General features: G+C 71.6%; 14 protein-coding genes. 5 read left to right on the top strand and 9 right to left on the bottom strand.

Translation table 11 applies throughout. The features are described from left to right. Positions 1-63 precede the first annotated feature (63 nt). Both rpmF and P6166_RS05820 read right to left on the bottom strand, forming a co-directional pair. Positions 64-258 (bottom strand): 50S ribosomal protein L32, encoded by a 195-nt coding sequence (gene rpmF / locus P6166_RS05825; RefSeq protein ID WP_277763543.1) that lies wholly within the window; start codon positions 256-258, stop codon positions 64-66. Between the two features lie 98 nt (positions 259-356). After that, the gene (locus P6166_RS05820) at positions 357-866 is read right to left on the bottom strand and encodes a YceD family protein (RefSeq protein ID WP_277763542.1); all 510 of its coding nucleotides are present in this window, start codon (positions 864-866) and stop codon (positions 357-359) included. A 113-nt stretch (positions 867-979) separates the two neighbouring features. Here P6166_RS05820 and P6166_RS05815 point away from each other — a divergent pair, with 113 nt between their 5' ends. Further along, positions 980-1,546: a Maf family nucleotide pyrophosphatase gene (locus tag P6166_RS05815; RefSeq protein WP_277763541.1), complete on the top strand. Its 567-nt coding sequence runs from the start codon at positions 980-982 to the stop codon at positions 1,544-1,546. Between the two features lie 7 nt (positions 1,547-1,553). Here P6166_RS05815 and P6166_RS05810 read toward each other — a convergent pair whose 3' ends face one another. The 3 genes from P6166_RS05810 to P6166_RS05800 are packed head-to-tail and all read right to left on the bottom strand — an operon-like array spanning position 1,554 to position 6,199. After that, positions 1,554-3,365 (bottom strand): glycosyltransferase family 39 protein, encoded by a 1,812-nt coding sequence (locus tag P6166_RS05810; RefSeq protein WP_345781855.1) that lies wholly within the window; start codon positions 3,363-3,365, stop codon positions 1,554-1,556. Further along, the gene (locus tag P6166_RS05805; RefSeq protein ID WP_277763540.1) at positions 3,362-4,327 is read right to left on the bottom strand and encodes a glycosyltransferase family 2 protein; all 966 of its coding nucleotides are present in this window, start codon (positions 4,325-4,327) and stop codon (positions 3,362-3,364) included. Before P6166_RS05805 ends, P6166_RS05810 begins: the two co-directional genes overlap by 4 nt. 24 nt (positions 4,328-4,351) lie before the next feature. Beyond that, a complete protein-coding gene (locus tag P6166_RS05800) occupies positions 4,352-6,199 on the bottom strand; it encodes a glycosyltransferase family 39 protein (RefSeq protein WP_277763539.1) in 1,848 nt (615 codons plus the stop codon). Positions 6,200-6,238: 39 nt separating this feature from the next. On the opposite strand from P6166_RS05800, the gene P6166_RS05795 reads away from it, so the two are divergent. Genes P6166_RS05795 through P6166_RS05780 form a run of 4 tightly spaced genes read left to right on the top strand, consistent with a single transcriptional unit; the run spans position 6,239 to position 10,643 of the window. Next, the gene (locus tag P6166_RS05795) at positions 6,239-7,192 is read left to right on the top strand and encodes a MoxR family ATPase (RefSeq protein ID WP_277763538.1); all 954 of its coding nucleotides are present in this window, start codon (positions 6,239-6,241) and stop codon (positions 7,190-7,192) included. Positions 7,193-7,223: 31 nt separating this feature from the next. Beyond that, positions 7,224-8,183, top strand: coding sequence for a DUF58 domain-containing protein (locus P6166_RS05790; protein WP_277763537.1), 960 nt, complete (start codon positions 7,224-7,226; stop codon positions 8,181-8,183). Continuing rightward, positions 8,176-10,125 (top strand): DUF3488 and transglutaminase-like domain-containing protein, encoded by a 1,950-nt coding sequence (locus P6166_RS05785; RefSeq protein WP_277763536.1) that lies wholly within the window; start codon positions 8,176-8,178, stop codon positions 10,123-10,125. The genes P6166_RS05790 and P6166_RS05785 overlap by 8 nt, the downstream gene beginning before the upstream one ends. After that, positions 10,122-10,643 carry a Slp family lipoprotein gene (locus P6166_RS05780; protein WP_277763535.1) on the top strand — a complete coding sequence of 174 codons (522 nt, stop codon included), beginning with the start codon at positions 10,122-10,124 and terminating at the stop codon, positions 10,641-10,643. Before P6166_RS05785 ends, P6166_RS05780 begins: the two co-directional genes overlap by 4 nt. A gap of 154 nt (positions 10,644-10,797) precedes the next feature. On the opposite strand, the gene P6166_RS05775 is transcribed toward P6166_RS05780, so the two are convergent. The 4 genes from P6166_RS05775 to dnaX are packed head-to-tail and all read right to left on the bottom strand — an operon-like array spanning position 10,798 to position 13,988. Then, positions 10,798-11,154, bottom strand: a complete 357-nt coding sequence (locus tag P6166_RS05775) for a histidine triad nucleotide-binding protein (protein ID WP_277763534.1) — start codon at positions 11,152-11,154, stop codon at positions 10,798-10,800. Between the two features lie 23 nt (positions 11,155-11,177). Then, positions 11,178-11,777, bottom strand: coding sequence for a recombination mediator RecR (gene recR / locus P6166_RS05770; protein ID WP_277763533.1), 600 nt, complete (start codon positions 11,775-11,777; stop codon positions 11,178-11,180). A 52-nt stretch (positions 11,778-11,829) separates the two neighbouring features. Then, positions 11,830-12,150, bottom strand: a complete 321-nt coding sequence (locus P6166_RS05765; protein WP_057642932.1) for a YbaB/EbfC family nucleoid-associated protein — start codon at positions 12,148-12,150, stop codon at positions 11,830-11,832. A 5-nt stretch (positions 12,151-12,155) separates the two neighbouring features. Then, complete coding sequence (gene dnaX / locus P6166_RS05760) at positions 12,156-13,988, bottom strand: DNA polymerase III subunit gamma/tau (RefSeq protein ID WP_277763532.1); 1,833 nt, start codon at positions 13,986-13,988, stop codon at positions 12,156-12,158. Between the last annotated feature and the right edge of the window lie 43 nt (positions 13,989-14,031).

The following is a 14,031-nucleotide window of genomic DNA, read 5'->3' as shown; positions in this document are numbered from 1 at the left end:
CGGCGCGAAAGCGCCGCCCCGGAAGACGCGTATCGCCCACCGCCAGGCGGCGGGCGTCACGGATCAATCTTCGCTGACCGCCGAGGTCTTGGTCGCGATGACCTTCTTGCCGCGGTAGTAGCCGTCGGCGGTCACGTGGTGACGCAGGTGGGTCTCGCCGCTGGTCGGGTCGGTCGACAGCTGCTTGGCGGTCAGGGCGTCATGCGAGCGGCGCTGGCCGCGGCGGGACGGGGTAACACGGGATTTCTGCACAGCCATGGGATTGCTCCAAACTCGGTTCGTTTACTTCGTCGTTTCGTCGCACAGGCTGCGCGCCCGCACCGACTTTCTGGGTCACCGCCGCGCCAGCGCGACGGTTATTGCTTCTTCAACCTGGCCAGCTCCGCGAACGGATTGACCTTGTCCAATTCTTCGGTGGTCGCGGCCCATTCGGACTCGACCGCCTCGGTGCCCGGCGCCATCGGCACCACGGGGACCGCCAGCACCAGCTCGTCCTCGATGAGGTCGGCGGGCTTGAGCATGCCGTCCTCCGGAACCAGCAGGGCCTCGTAATCCTGTGGCAGCGCGGCCTCTTCGTCCTCGCTGCGCACCAACCCCAAGCGCTGAGTGATCTTCACCGGTAGCAGGAAACGCGCCAGGCTGCGCTGGCATTCCAGCGGCAGCGCCGTTTCGACATGCAATTCGACGTAGGACACCTGCAGCACATCGTCCCGGCCGAACTCCAGCGAGTAATTCACCTCGCCCTCGGTATCGACCAGGCTGCCTTCCAGCCGGCGCATGGCCGACAGCGGCAGACTGCCATCGAAGCGCCTGCGCGCCGCGACCATCCGCCAAGCATCCAGCTGTTCGGGAACGTTGGGGGACATAAGCCGCAGAATGTTAAGGACGGCACGACCCCCTGTCAAATCGTCCGGGGCCAGCTTGCCCCGTGGCCCAGGCGGGCGGCAGACTCGCCGCCCCGACCTGAACGGAGCCGCCCATGCCCCGGCTGATCCTCGCCTCGACCTCCGTCTACCGGCGCGACCTGCTGGCCCGCCTGGGCCTGCCGTTCGAGACTGCCCGCCCCCGCACCGACGAAACGCCCGGTGCCGGCGAAGCGCCGCGCGCGCTGGCGGTGCGGCTGGCGCGGGCCAAGGCGCTGGCGCTGGCGGGCGCGGATGCCTGGGTGATCGGCTCGGACCAGGCCGCCGAGCTGGACGGCGCGCCGCTCGGCAAGCCGGGCACGTTCGCCGCCGCCCAGGCGCAGTTGGCCGCGATGTCCGGCCGCCGCGTGCGCTTCCACACCGCCGTATGCCTGGCCGGGCCGGAAGGCATCCACGAGGCCGTGGACCTGACCGAAGTCCATTTCCGCGCCCTGTCGGAGGAGGAGATCGACCGCTACCTGCAGGCCGAGTCGCCGCTGGACTGCGCCGGCAGCTTCAAGTGCGAGGGCCTGGGCATCAGCCTGTTCGAGGCCATCGAGAACCGCGACCCCACCGCGCTGGTCGGCCTGCCGTTGATCGCCACCGCGCGCCTGCTGCGGCAGGCCGGTTTCCGCGTGCCCTGAGCCGGGCTTATTCGGCCGGCATCAGCCGGCACCACTGATACGGGAAGGCGTCAGCGCCGATGCGTGCCGGCAGCCGCTGGCAACTGGCGGTGTCCAGCCGCCATCCCAGCGGGGCGAGCTGCGCCTGCGCGGCCTCGCGCAGGGCGGCATCGGCGGCAGCCACGTCCAGCGCGCGGTCCGCGCGCTGCCGCAGCACGCATTGGCCCGGCGTGCTGTCGTCGAGCGTCGCGCGCAGCCCCTTGCGCGCCCACCAGCGCAACGTGGCGCAGCCCGGCTGCTGCGACCATCCCAACCGCCGCGCCCATTGGTTCAGCCGCGCGATGCGCTCAGCGCCGCGGTCGGCGGTGGCATGCAGCATCGCGTAACGGTCCTCGCGCGCGGCCAGCATGACGCGCACGCGTTCGCCGTAGGCCGGCGATGCCGGGAAGTTCGAGCCCCAGGAAAGGTAGGTCGCCTGCGGCGGCAGGAGCGGAATCCGCCACGCCTGCGGCTCGCCGCCTACCACCACCACCGCACTGGCCGCCGGCGCGGGCATGGCCGGCGCCGCCACCTCGAACGCGGCCCTGCGCCACGACGCATGGCCCCAGTCGCGCCCGGCCACCAGCACGTGCACGGCCAGCAGCGCCAGCAGCGGGGCGCGCCAGCCCAGCGTGCGCGCCGGCAGCAGCCACGGCCAGGCCCACCAAAGCAGCAGGGGCAGCAGCACCTCCAGCACGACGAGGTAGCGATGGATACTGAACATCGCCTGCCAAGCGATGAACGCCAGTGCGCAGAACACCGCCACCACCCACGCGGCCGACACCGCTGGCTGCCGTTCGGCCACCGGGCGGCGCAGCACGCGCCAGCCGACGCCCAAGATCACCAGCACGTAGGCCAGCGCCCACGCGAACTGCGGCAGCGGCAGGTCGCTCACCCGCTTGGGATGCAGCGAAAACACCACGGGCCATGCCAGCCATTCGCCCAGCCCGCGCGGCAGCCAGCGCGTATCGGCCACCGACACCGGCAGCGCGAGCGGCGCATCGAACCACGCGTTGAACTGCGGGAACAGGGGATTGCCGAACTGCTGCCATACGCGCACGAACCAGGGCCCGCCAACCGCCGCGAAGCAGGCCAGCGCGGCCAGCGTCATCGCCAACGCGCCGGAAAAACGCGCGCGCGCACGGCCGCCGTCGCACAGCGCGGCCACGCCCAGCGCGGCCGCATACAACGCATTCGTCAGCTTAAGCGCCACCGCCAGCCCGAGCAGCACGCCGGCCAGCCCCCACTGCAGCCACGCGCCGCGCCCCGCGCGCTGGCGCGCCTGCGCCGAGAGCACCAGCGCCAGCGCCGCCAGCACCGGCACCGCGGTGGTGTTGTCGGCCATGGTGTTGCCCAGTTCGGAGACGAACGCGGCGGTGAGCAGACCGGCCAGCGCCAGCCACGGCACGCGCACGGCGCGGCGCGGATCGTCGGCCAGCACGCGCCAGGCGATCGCCGCCACGCACGCGAATACCAGCCCATGCCACGCCCCGAGCAGGAAACCGGCTAGCGGGGCCGGCCACCCGGTCATCAGTGCGTACTGCACCACGTCCAGCGCAGGATTGAAGTAGCTCTGCATCTGCGCGGCGGCCAGGTCCAGACCCAGGCGACCGTGCAAGGCGGCATAGCCGTTGTAGAGGTGGTAGTTGCGCAGGTCCCAGTTGGTGTCCTGGCCGCGCAGCACCGACCACAGCCCGCATAGCACGACAGCCGATACGCAGGCCACGACGATGTTCGCGCGCGAGTCGAACGCCAGCCGCGCACGCAACGCGGCGCCCACGCGCCCCACGAACCGCCTCAAGCGCGCATCCCCGGGCGCGGCATCGAAAGATAGGCCAGGTGCTTGGCCTCGATGCGCCCGCGCGTGACGGTGTCCAGGATGAGCCCGCAGGCCAGCAGCAGGAAGCCGAGCAGCATCAGCGCCACGCACAGGACCGCGGTGGGAAAGCGCGGCACCAGCCCGGTCTGCATGTAGGTTTCCAGCAGCGGCGCGGCCAGCCCGAGCGAGGCCAGCACGCAGGCCACGAAGCCGACCGAGAAGAACAGCAGCGGCCGCTCGGCCTTGAACAGCTTGAGGATGGTCATCAGGATGCGGCCACCGTCGCGCCAGGTGTTGAGCTTGCTCTGCGAGCCTTCCGGGCGCACGCCGTAGGCGGTGGCGACTTCGGCCACCGGCATGCGCAACTGCAGCGCGTGCACCGCCAGCTCGGTTTCGGTCTCGAAGCCGCTGGCATGCGCGGCGAAGGACTTCACGTAACGCCGCGAGAACACGCGGTAGCCGGACAGCATGTCGTCGAAGCTGCGGCCGAACAGCAGGCCCGCGCAACGGGTGAGCAACACGTTGCCGAAGCGGTGGCCCGGGCGGTACGCGGCCTGCGCCTGGTCGCGGCGCGCGCCGACCACCATGTCCAGCCCCTCGGCGAGCAGCCGCTGCACCAGTTCAGGCGCGGCACCGGCGTCGTAGGTGTCGTCGCCATCCACCATCACGTAGATGTCGGCCTCCACGTCGGCGAACGCGCGACGCACCACGTTACCCTTGCCCTGCAGGCCGACCGCGTGCACCTGGGCGCCGGCCGCGCGCGCCTGCGCGGCGGTGGCGTCACGGGAGTTGTTGTCGAACACGTGGATCGCCGCCCCGGGGAGCGCGGTGGCGAAGTCGCCGACGACCTTGGCGATGGTCGCCGCTTCGTTGTGGCACGGCACGAGGACAGCGACGCGCAGGCCGGCGTCGGCGGAGAGAGGAAGGCGCGGGGAAGAAGTCATGACATCCATTGTCGCTTGGATCGGTCAGCGGCGGACCACGTCGAACGGCTGCTCCCACCATTCCTCGACGCTGCCGTCGTGGCCGTGCAGGCGCAGGCCGAGCCAATGGCGGCCGGCGCGCAGGCCGCGCGTATCGAGCTGCGCGCTAAACGCGACGCGGGGATGCTGCGGGTCGTTGCTCTGCGGCCAATGCGGCCGCACGTCCAGTTCGCCGCCATAGTCGGCCGTGGCCATCACGCGGCCATCGACGAGGATTTCCACCGCGCGCAGCCCCGCCCCATCCTTGAACGCCCACCCGGCCACTGCGAGCGAGGGCGCATCGACGCGCACGCCGGGCAGCGGTGCATCCACCCACGCCATCGCCGGCGCCACGCACGGGCCTTCGGCGCGCGCCGCAGGCAGCTGGAACAGCAGGAAGCGTTGGTAACCGTGGTCAGTGGACACCTGTCGCACCGGCGGCGGCAACGGCCCCACGATGTCGCAGACCTGGTGGTAGCGCGCCAGCAGGTCGCGATAGCGCTGGTCGCTGGGCGAGAGCACCAGCAGGCGCGGCGCGTCACGCGCGCCACTGGAAAGCAGCCCCCACTGCGCCAGCTGGGCGCTGCGCCCGTGCTTTTCGTTCAACGGCGCCGGCAGCACTTCGATGTCGGCATCGCCCAGCGCAAAGCCCAGCTCGGCGCCCACCTTGAAGTTGTCGGCCAGCACGCGGCTGCCCGGCGGCATCCTCGCCAGCTCCTCGCGCACGGCGTGCGCCAAGGGCTGCCAGCCGGCGAAATTGCGCGGGTAGTACTTCTCCCCGGCGGCCTGCGCGCGCACGGCGGGCACGGATACAGCCAGGTAATAGCCATACGCGCACAACATGCCGACCGCGAGCATCGCCCAGGTCGCACGCCGCCAGCGGCGCGGCCAGCGCATCAGGATCACCGGCACCGCCACCACCAGCGCCAGGTAGCCCGGCAGCGGCCAATGGAAGCTGATGCGCTCGGCGTCGCTGAAGAACCCCAGCGCGAAGATCGCCACCGTGGACACGCCGCCCACCAGCCCGAAGTAGCGCCATTGCGCGCGCACGCCGCCCCCGGTACGCGTGCCGGCGATGGCCCCGCGCAGCATCGCCCAGGCCAGCAGCGGGGTGACCATCAAGGTCTGGATCAGCAGGAACTGGAAGCCGGTCCATTGGAACGTCCAGGGGTGGCGGTCCACCAGTTGGAAGCGCAGCCCGGCCTCGTCATGGTCGGTGTTCCACAGCAGCAGCGGCAGCCAGGCCAGCAGGCCCGCGCTGAGCGCGATCCAGATGCGCGGATCGCGCAACACGTTGCGGCCCTGCGGCAGCACCATCAGCGCGATGAAGCCCACGCCGATCACCCCGGCGAAGCGGTAGTGGCTCAGCGCGCCGATCACCAGGCCGATCGCCAGCTGCAGCGCGCTGCCGGCCTCGACCTCGCGCAGCAGGCGCGCGCCGGCGTCCAGGCACAGTACCGCGGCCAGCGCCATCGGCACATCCGGCACCGCCAGGATGCCCAGCGTGGCCGATAGCGGCATCAGCAGCGCCAGGCTGCCGGCCTGCCAGCCGCAGGTGTTGCCGAACCAGCGCCGCGCGATGTGCGCGATCAGCCACGGCAGCAGCGAGGCGATCACCAGGAACGGCAGGCGCAGCGCCAGCACGTGCTGCCCGCCCACCGCCACGCCCAGGCGCGCCAGCCAGGCGGTCATGCCCGGCAGGTCGGAATAAGCGGCCGCCAGGTGCTGGCCTTCCTGCCAATAGAAGGCCTCGTCGACGAAAAGCGGCAGGCGCGCGGCGATGACCACCTTGACGGCGGTCAGCAGTGTCCACAGGATCACGAAGTGGCGATGCGCGCGCTGTTCTCCCTGCATTAGCCTCGCCACTCAATCCTTCATCGATCCGGGAACGTGATGTCGATACCGCCACAAGCGACGGAAATGCTAACCGATGCGCTGCGTGAAGCGCTTCGCCGCGCCCAGGCGCAGGTCAATTCGCTCCTGCTGGGCAAGTCGCACGAGGTGCGCCTGGCCTTCGTGGCGCTGCTCTCAGGCGGGCACCTGCTGATCGAGGACCTGCCCGGCCTGGGCAAGACCACACTGGCGCACGCGCTGGCCTCCAGTCTGGGGCTGGGCTTCCAGCGCGTCCAGTTCACCTCCGATCTGCTGCCGGCCGATGTGCTCGGCGTCTCGGTCTACGACGCCACCGCGCGCCGTTTCCAGTTCCACCCCGGCCCGGTGTTCACCCAGGTGCTGCTGGCCGACGAGATCAACCGGGCCCCGCCGCGCACGCAGAGCGCGCTGCTGGAGGCGATGGCCGAACAGCAGGTCACGCTCGATGGCGAGACCCACGCGCTGCCCGAACCGTTCTTCGTGATCGCCACGCAGAACCCGGTGGACCTCTCCGGCACGTTCCCGCTGCCGGACTCGCAACTGGACCGCTTCCTGCTGCGGCTCACGCTGGGCTATCCGAATGCCGAGTCCGAACGCGCGCTGCTGAGCGGCAGCGATCGCCGCGACCTGATCGCGCAGGCCGCGCCCTGCCTCACCGACCGCGACGTGCTCACCCTGCGCGACGCCGTGGCGCAGGTGCACGCCAGCGACGCGCTGATCCACTACGTGCAAACCCTGCTGGCACGCAGCCGCCAGTACGCCGGCGTGCGCGTGGGCCTGTCCCCGCGCGCGGGCATCGCGCTGCTGCGCGCGGCCAAGGCCTATGCGCTGCTGCTCGGCCGCGCGCACGTCCTGCCGGAGGACATCCAGGCGCTGTTCGAGGCAGTGGCCGGCCATCGCCTGGTGGCCGAGGCCGAGAGCGTGTCCGGCGCGGCGCTGGCCAAGAAGATCCTGCACAGCGTGCCGGTGGATTGATGCCCCTCGCCCACCCCGCCGGAGCGTGGCGATGAACCGCGACGCCGCGCTGGCCGGCTGGCGCCGGCTGGCGCTGCTGGCGCGCCCGCGCCGGATCGAACCGCTGCCCGTGCGGCTGGACCGCCGGCGCATCTACGTGCTGCCGACGCCGTTCGGCGGCTTCGTCGGCCTGCTGCTGATGGCCATGCTGCTCGGCGCGTTGAACTACAACAACAACCCGGCCCTGCTGCTGGCGCTGCTGCTGGGCGCGGCGGCGATCGCCAGCGCGATCATGGCCCACCTGCAGCTCTCGGGCCTGGAACTCACCGCGCTGGCCGCCGACCCAGTGCCCGCCGGCACCCCGCTGCACCTGCGCCTGGTGTTCGCCGCGCACGATGCGCGCACCCGGCGCGGCCTGTGCCTGCAACACCCGGACGACACGACGTGGTGCGCGGTCGGTGATGCCGACGACCGCGCCGCCGAGCTGCGCCTGCCCACCACCCGCCGCGGCTGGCTGGAGATCGGCCGCTTGCGGCTTTCCACCACCCACCCGCTGGGCCTGGTGCGGGCATGGTCGTGGTTGTGGCCGGACGTGCCGCTGCTCGTCTATCCCACGCCGGAGAGCGAGGGCCCGCCGCTGCCGCTGGGCGAAGGCCATCCCACCGGCACGCGCCTGCATGCGCAGGGCGAAGACCTGCACCAGTTGCGCCCTTACCGCACCGGCGATGCGCGGCGCGCCATCGCGTGGAAGCACTCGGCGCGGCGCGACAGTCTGCTGGTGCGCGAATACGAACAGCCCACCGGCGTGGATGTGCAACTGGACTGGCGCGCCCTCTCCGGCCTGCCCTACGAGCGCCGCATCGCGCGGCTGGCGCGCTGGGTGGAGGAGGCCGAGCGCGAAGGCCGGCGTTATCGCCTGAGCCTGCCCGGGCAGCCATCGCTCGGCCCGGCCCGCGGCGCGCAGCATCGCCACGAATGCCTGCGCGCGCTTGCGCTGTTGCCGCATGCGTGAGTCGCCCGCCCTGACCTCGCGCAGCCGAGCGTGGCTGGCCGCCACCACCGGCCTGTGCCTGCTGCCGCTGCTGTTGCAGCTGCCGCCCATGCTCGCGCTGGTGTTCGCCGGCTCCGCACTGCTGACCATCGTGCTGGCGTGGCGGCGCGCGGTGCCCTCGCCCCTGCGCGTGCTGTTGCTGCTGGCGATGCTCGCGGCGGTGTACTGGCAGGCCGGGTTGCGTTTCGGCCGCGATACCGGCTGCGCGTTGCTGGCCTCGATGCTGGCGATCAAGTCGAGCGAGCTGCGCACGTTGCGCGACGGCCGCAGCCTGCTCGGCTTCGCGCTCTTCGCTCCGTTCTCCGCCTTCCTGCTCGACCAGGGCCCGCTGACCACCGCACTGGCGCTGCTGGCGGTGCTGGCCGCGGTGTTGTGCATGGCGCAGCTGGCCGATGCCGAATCGCATGTCGCCGCCACGCCCTGGCGCGAGCAGATGCGGGTGATGCGGCGGATCACCGTGATCGGCCTGCCGCTCGCGCTGGCCGCGTTCTGGCTGTTCCCGCGCCTGGCCTCGCCGTTGTGGGGCATTCCCGAGCGCACGATGTCCAAGCCGGGATTGTCGGAAAAGATGTCGCCGGGCCAATGGCTGGACCTGATGGCCGACGACTCGCCGGCCCTGCGCGTGCAGTTCTTCGGCGCCACGCCGCCGCCGGAACAGCGCTACTGGCGCGGCCCGGTGCTGTGGGATTTCGACGGGAGCGACTGGACCTCGCCGCAATGGCACGAGGCCTCGCCGATGCCGGCGGTGCAGTCCGGGCGCGCGCGCTGGTCGTACCAGATCGATTACGAAGCCACCGACGACCGCCGCCTCGTCGCACTCGACCTGCCGCTGCAGGCCCCGGCGGGCACGCGGCTGACGCCGGACTACGAGCTGATGAGCCAGCAGCCGCTGACCGGGCTGACCCGCTGGCGGTTGGCGTCCGCGCCGCCGGAGGCCTTCGAGGCGACCCTGCCGGCCGCCCTGCGGCATGCCGCGCTGCGCCTGCCGCAGGGCTACAACCCGCGCACGGTCGCGCTCGGGCGGCAGTGGCGGCAGCAAGCCGGCCGCGACGACGCGGCGGTGATCCGCCGGGCGATGGGCTGGATCCATGCCGAGTTCGCCTACACGCTCACCACCCCACCGCTCGGGCGCGACGGCGTCGACGAGTTCCTGTTCGATTACAAGCGCGGCTTCTGTGAACATTTCAGCTCCGCCTTCGTGGTGCTGATGCGCGCGGCCGGCATCCCCTCGCGCGTGGTCACCGGCTACGCCGGCGGCGTGCGCAACCCGATCGGCGATTACTACGTGGTGCGCCGCATGGACGCCCACGCCTGGGCCGAGGTCTGGCTGGAAGGGCGCGGTTGGGTGCGCGTGGACCCCACCGCCGCGGTGGCGCCGGAGCGCATCTACGACACCCTGGAAAACCGCCTTGCCCAGCAGGAGGGCGGCGGCGCGCAGCTGGACGCGCGTTGGGCCGGGAACGTCGGCGATTGGCTGCGCCGCGGCTGGAACGAGCTGGTGCTGAGCTTCAATGCCGAGCGCCAGCAGCACCTGTTGCGTCCTTTGGGCATCGACCGGCTGGAACCTTCGCAGCTGATCGCCCTGTTCGTCTGCGCCGCGCTGCTCGCGCTGGGCTGGATGGCCTGGCTGCTGGCCCGCGGCGAGCGCGAGCGCGACCCGCTGCTGCGCGCCTGGCGCCGGCTGGGCCAGCGCTATGCACGGCGTGGGCTGGCACGCGAACCGCACGAGCCGGCGCTGGACTGGGCCGCCCGGGTGGACCGGGAACTTGCCGACCCGGCCCTGGTCGTACTCAGCCGACGTTTCGCCGAAGCGCGCTACGCTGCCGACGTCGCCGACAGCGCACGCCGGCAACTGATCAAAGACCTGCACCGACATCGCCCGAACACCGGAGCTTCGCCATGAACATCCGCTTGGTACTTCCTTTCATCGCCGCCCTGTCGCTGGCGGCGTGTGCCACCGCGCCCAAGCCGTTGCAGGGCCAGTTCGCGCCGGTCGCGCCGCGCGAGGCCGCTGCCCAGCCGGGCGCGCTGGTGCGCTGGGGCGGCAGCATCATCGAGACCCGCCCGGGTCCGGACCAGACCTGCTTCCAGATGCTGGGCCGCCCGCTGGCCGGCACCGGCCGGCCGTCGAGCAGCGACAGCGACGCCAATGACGGCCGCTTCATCGCCTGCCGCACCGGCTTCTACGACCCGGCGATCTTCCAGGAGGGCCGCGAGGTCACCTTCATCGGCAAGATCGCGGGCTACGAGAACACCCGCATCGGCGAGTTCGACTATCGCGTGCCGAAGATCGAGGCCGACGTGGTGTACCTGTGGCCGGTGGTGCGCGAGGTGCAGGTGGTCGATCCGTGGGGTCCGTACGGCCCGTATGGCCCGTGGGGCCCGAGCCCGTGGTGGGGCCCGCGCTGGGGCTGGTGGTAAGTTCGCGGCAGGGCCCGCTGTGCGGGCCTTGCTTCCCGAGTTTGCCGCGCAAACTTCGGGCCGCAGCTTCTTGACCCGCCTGTCCCTCGCGCCCTGGCAAAGGGGCTCAACGTAAGAGAGTGCATCGACGCCGCCGACAGGCGGCGTTGTTGTTTCAGCGGCCGGGCGCGCCGAAGTGGCCCAGCGGGGCGCCGGCGAGCAGGTGCAGGTGGATGTGGAAGACCGTCTGGCCGGCGTGCTCGCGGCAGTTCATCACGATGCGGTAGCCATCCTGCGCCAGGCCCTCGCGGCGCGCGTACTCGGCCGCGGCCAGCGCCAGCTTGCCGACGAGCAGCGCCTGGTCCGGGCGCACGTCGTCCAGGGTCGGGATCGCCTCGTGCTTGGGGATGAAGAGCACGTGCACCGGCGCCTGCGGGGCAATGTCCTTGAAGCCGAGGACCTCGTCGTCTTCGTAGACGATGCTGGCGGGAATTTCGCGGCGGATGATCTTGCCGAAGATCGTGTCGGACATCAGGCGGGCTCCAGAAGTAGACGTTATTCGGGCATCTCGCTGCGGCTGCCGAAGGCATAGGACAGCGTGCCGCGGTCCACGTACTCCAGCTCGCCGCCCAGCGGCATGCCCTGGGTGAGGCGGCTGGGCCGCACGCGGTGCTGGCGCGCGAGCTGGCCCAGGTAGTGCGCCGTGGCCTCGCCCTCGACGGTGGCATTGGTGGCGATGATCAGCTCTTCCACCTCGCCCTGCCCCAGCCGCTCGGCAAGCCGGTCCAGGCCCAGTTCGCGCGGGCCGATGCCGTCCAGCGGCGAGAGCCGGCCCTGCAGCACGTAGTACAGCCCGCGATAGCCGGTGGCGTGCTCGATGGCCAGGCGGTCGGCGGGCGATTCGACCACGCACAGCTGCTGGCGGTCGCGGCTGGCGCTGGCGCAAATCGCGCACAGCGGCTGCTCGCTGAAATCGCGGCACAGGGTGCAGTGGCCGATGCGCTGCATCGCCTCGGCCAGTACCTCGGCCAGGCGCTGCCCGCCCTCGCGCTCGCGCTCGAGCAGGTGGTAGGCCATGCGCTGGGCGCTCTTCTGGCCCACGCCGGGCAGCACGCGCAGGGACTCGATGAGTTGTTCGAGCAGGGACAGGCTCATGGCAGGGCGGGCCGCGCCGCGCGAGGGGCGGCGGCGCGGCGCAGCTTCCGGATCAGAACGGCAGCTTCATGCCCGGCGGCAGCTGCATGCCGGCGGTGGCCGAGCCCATGCGGGTCTTGGATTCGGCGTCGATCTTGTTGGAGGCGTCGTTGAACGCAGCGGCGATCAGGTCCTCGGCCATTTCCGGATCGGCCAGCACGCTCGGGTCGATGCGCACCTTGCGGCACTCCTTGGCGCCGGTGAGGGTCACGCTGACCATGCCGCCGCCGGCGGTGCCGGTGACTTCCAGCTTAGCCAGTTCTTCCTGGGCGCGCTGCAGGTTCTCCTGCATCTTCTGCGCCTGTTGCATGAGTTGGGCGATGTTGCCGCGCATGGGGTTCACTCTTCGTAAGGACGGATGGAATCGGGCACGACGCGCGCGCCGTGCTGTTGGATGAGGCGCTGCACGTTCGGGTCGGCCATGAAGGCCGCCTCGGCAGCGTCCTGGCGCTCGCCCTTCTGGCGGTGCGCGCGCTCGTGCAGGGTTTCGGCGCTGCTGGCGCCGGCCTCCACGACGATCTTCGGCGCTTGGCCGAGGGCTGCCTGCAGCGCCTGCGCCAGCTCGCCCAGCGCGCGGTCCGAGCGCAGGTATTCGAAGCCGGGGTCCAGCGCCAGGCGCAGCACGCCGTCGCGATGCGACACGAACGCGGCATGGGCGGCGAACTGGCGCGAGGGCCCGGAAAGCTGCGCCTGGGCAACCACGTCGAGCCACTGTTCGGCATCGGCGATGCGGCCGTCGCTCGACGCGCCGGCGGCCGGCGCCGGCGTAGACGCAGGCGGCGGCGCGATTGTCGCGGGTTCGGGCGGCGGTGCCATCGCCATCTCCGGCATCACCGGCGCGGGCGTGGCCACGGGCGGCGCGGCGCGCACGGGGGCGTCGTCCACGGCCCACGGCGGCGGATCATCGTGCGCGGCGCGCGTGGGCGCGGCCGGCACAGGCTTGGGCGTGGCCGGCACCGGCGCGGCGATGACGGGCGCGACCGGCGCGGCGGAGGCGGCCGCCATGCCCGCTCCCACGGCCCCACCACCCGACGGCCCCTGGCCCGGCTGGGCCGTGCCGGCGGCACCGCTGCCGGTGCCCGGCGCCACCGCGCCGGCCGGGCGGAACGCCAGCATGCGCAGCACCGCCATTTCGAAACCGGCGCGCGGGCTGGGGGCCAGGTACAGGTCGCGACGGCCGTTGAGCGCCATCTGGTACCAGAGCTGGATCACTTCCGGGCGCACGCGCGCGGCGAACGCTTCCGGGTCCACGCCATCGGCGGACGGCGCCGCGCCCGGCACCAGCTGCCGCACCTGGATGCGGTGCAGCGCCTCGGCCAGCGCCTCGAGCACGCCGCTCCAATCCGGCGAGAACTCGGCCAGCGCGGCGACGACCTGCAGCAGGCGCGCGCCGTCGCCGTCGGCCAGGGCCTCGAGCATGGCGCCGACCTGGGTGCGGTCCACGGTGCCGAGCATGGTGCGCACCACGTGCTCGCGCAGCGCGCCGCCGGCGTAGGCGATGGCCTGGTCGAGCAGCGAGAGGCCATCGCGCAGGCTGCCGTCGGCGGCCTTGGCCAACTGGACGATGGCGCTGCCGTCGGCCTCGATCTGCTCGGCGGCGAGGATGCGGGTCATCTGGCCCTGGATCTGGTCCTCGTCCAGGCGCTTGAGGTTGAACTGCAGGCAGCGCGAGAGCACGGTGACCGGCAGCTTCTGCGGGTCGGTGGTGGCGAGCAGGAACTTCACGTGTTCCGGCGGCTCTTCCAGGGTCTTGAGCAGCGCGTTGAACGCCGCCTTGGAGAGCATGTGCACTTCGTCGATCAGGTAGACCTTGAACTTGCCGCGCGAGGGCATGTACTGCGCGTTCTCGATGACCTCGCGCACGTCGTCCACGCCGGTGTTGGAGGCCGCGTCGATCTCCAGCAGGTCGATGTAGCGGCCGGCGTCGATGTCCAGGCAGGCCGGGCACTGGCCGCACGGGTCGGCGCTGGTGCCCTGTTCACAGTTCAGGGATTTGGCGAAGATGCGCGCGATGGTGGTCTTGCCCACGCCCCGGGTGCCGGTGAACAGGAAGGCGTGGTGCACGCGGCCGCTGTCCAGCGCGTTGGTCAGCGCGCGGACCACGTGTTCCTGGCCCACCAGCTCGGCGAAACGCTTGGGGCGCCACTTGCGGGCGAGTACGAGATAGGACATCGGACGACCGTCTTGATCTGAACCGACATTGTGCCACGGCCGT

Source organism: Stenotrophomonas sp. HITSZ_GD, from assembly GCF_029543105.1.
Lineage (GTDB): Bacteria > Pseudomonadota > Gammaproteobacteria > Xanthomonadales > Xanthomonadaceae > Stenotrophomonas_A.
The sequence above is the reverse complement of the archived record's forward strand: the minus strand, read 5'-3'. Positions and strand labels throughout refer to the sequence as shown.

Coding starts and splice junctions, on each gene's coding strand:
- P6166_RS05785 (WP_277763536.1), top strand. CDS start 8,176: ATGCGTGAGTCGCCCGCCCTGACCTCGCGCAGCCGAGCGTGGCTGGCC.
- P6166_RS05780 (WP_277763535.1), top strand. CDS start 10,122: ATGAACATCCGCTTGGTACTTCCTTTCATCGCCGCCCTGTCGCTGGCG.
- P6166_RS05805 (WP_277763540.1), bottom strand. CDS start 4,327: ATGACTTCTTCCCCGCGCCTTCCTCTCTCCGCCGACGCCGGCCTGCGC.
- P6166_RS05800 (WP_277763539.1), bottom strand. CDS start 6,199: ATGCAGGGAGAACAGCGCGCGCATCGCCACTTCGTGATCCTGTGGACA.
- P6166_RS05790 (WP_277763537.1), top strand. CDS start 7,224: ATGAACCGCGACGCCGCGCTGGCCGGCTGGCGCCGGCTGGCGCTGCTG.
- P6166_RS05795 (WP_277763538.1), top strand. CDS start 6,239: ATGTCGATACCGCCACAAGCGACGGAAATGCTAACCGATGCGCTGCGT.
- recR (WP_277763533.1), bottom strand. CDS start 11,777: ATGAGCCTGTCCCTGCTCGAACAACTCATCGAGTCCCTGCGCGTGCTG.
- dnaX (WP_277763532.1), bottom strand. CDS start 13,988: ATGTCCTATCTCGTACTCGCCCGCAAGTGGCGCCCCAAGCGTTTCGCC.
- P6166_RS05775 (WP_277763534.1), bottom strand. CDS start 11,154: ATGTCCGACACGATCTTCGGCAAGATCATCCGCCGCGAAATTCCCGCC.
- rpmF (WP_277763543.1), bottom strand. CDS start 258: ATGGCTGTGCAGAAATCCCGTGTTACCCCGTCCCGCCGCGGCCAGCGC.
- P6166_RS05815 (WP_277763541.1), top strand. CDS start 980: ATGCCCCGGCTGATCCTCGCCTCGACCTCCGTCTACCGGCGCGACCTG.
- P6166_RS05765 (WP_057642932.1), bottom strand. CDS start 12,150: ATGCGCGGCAACATCGCCCAACTCATGCAACAGGCGCAGAAGATGCAG.
- P6166_RS05820 (WP_277763542.1), bottom strand. CDS start 866: ATGTCCCCCAACGTTCCCGAACAGCTGGATGCTTGGCGGATGGTCGCG.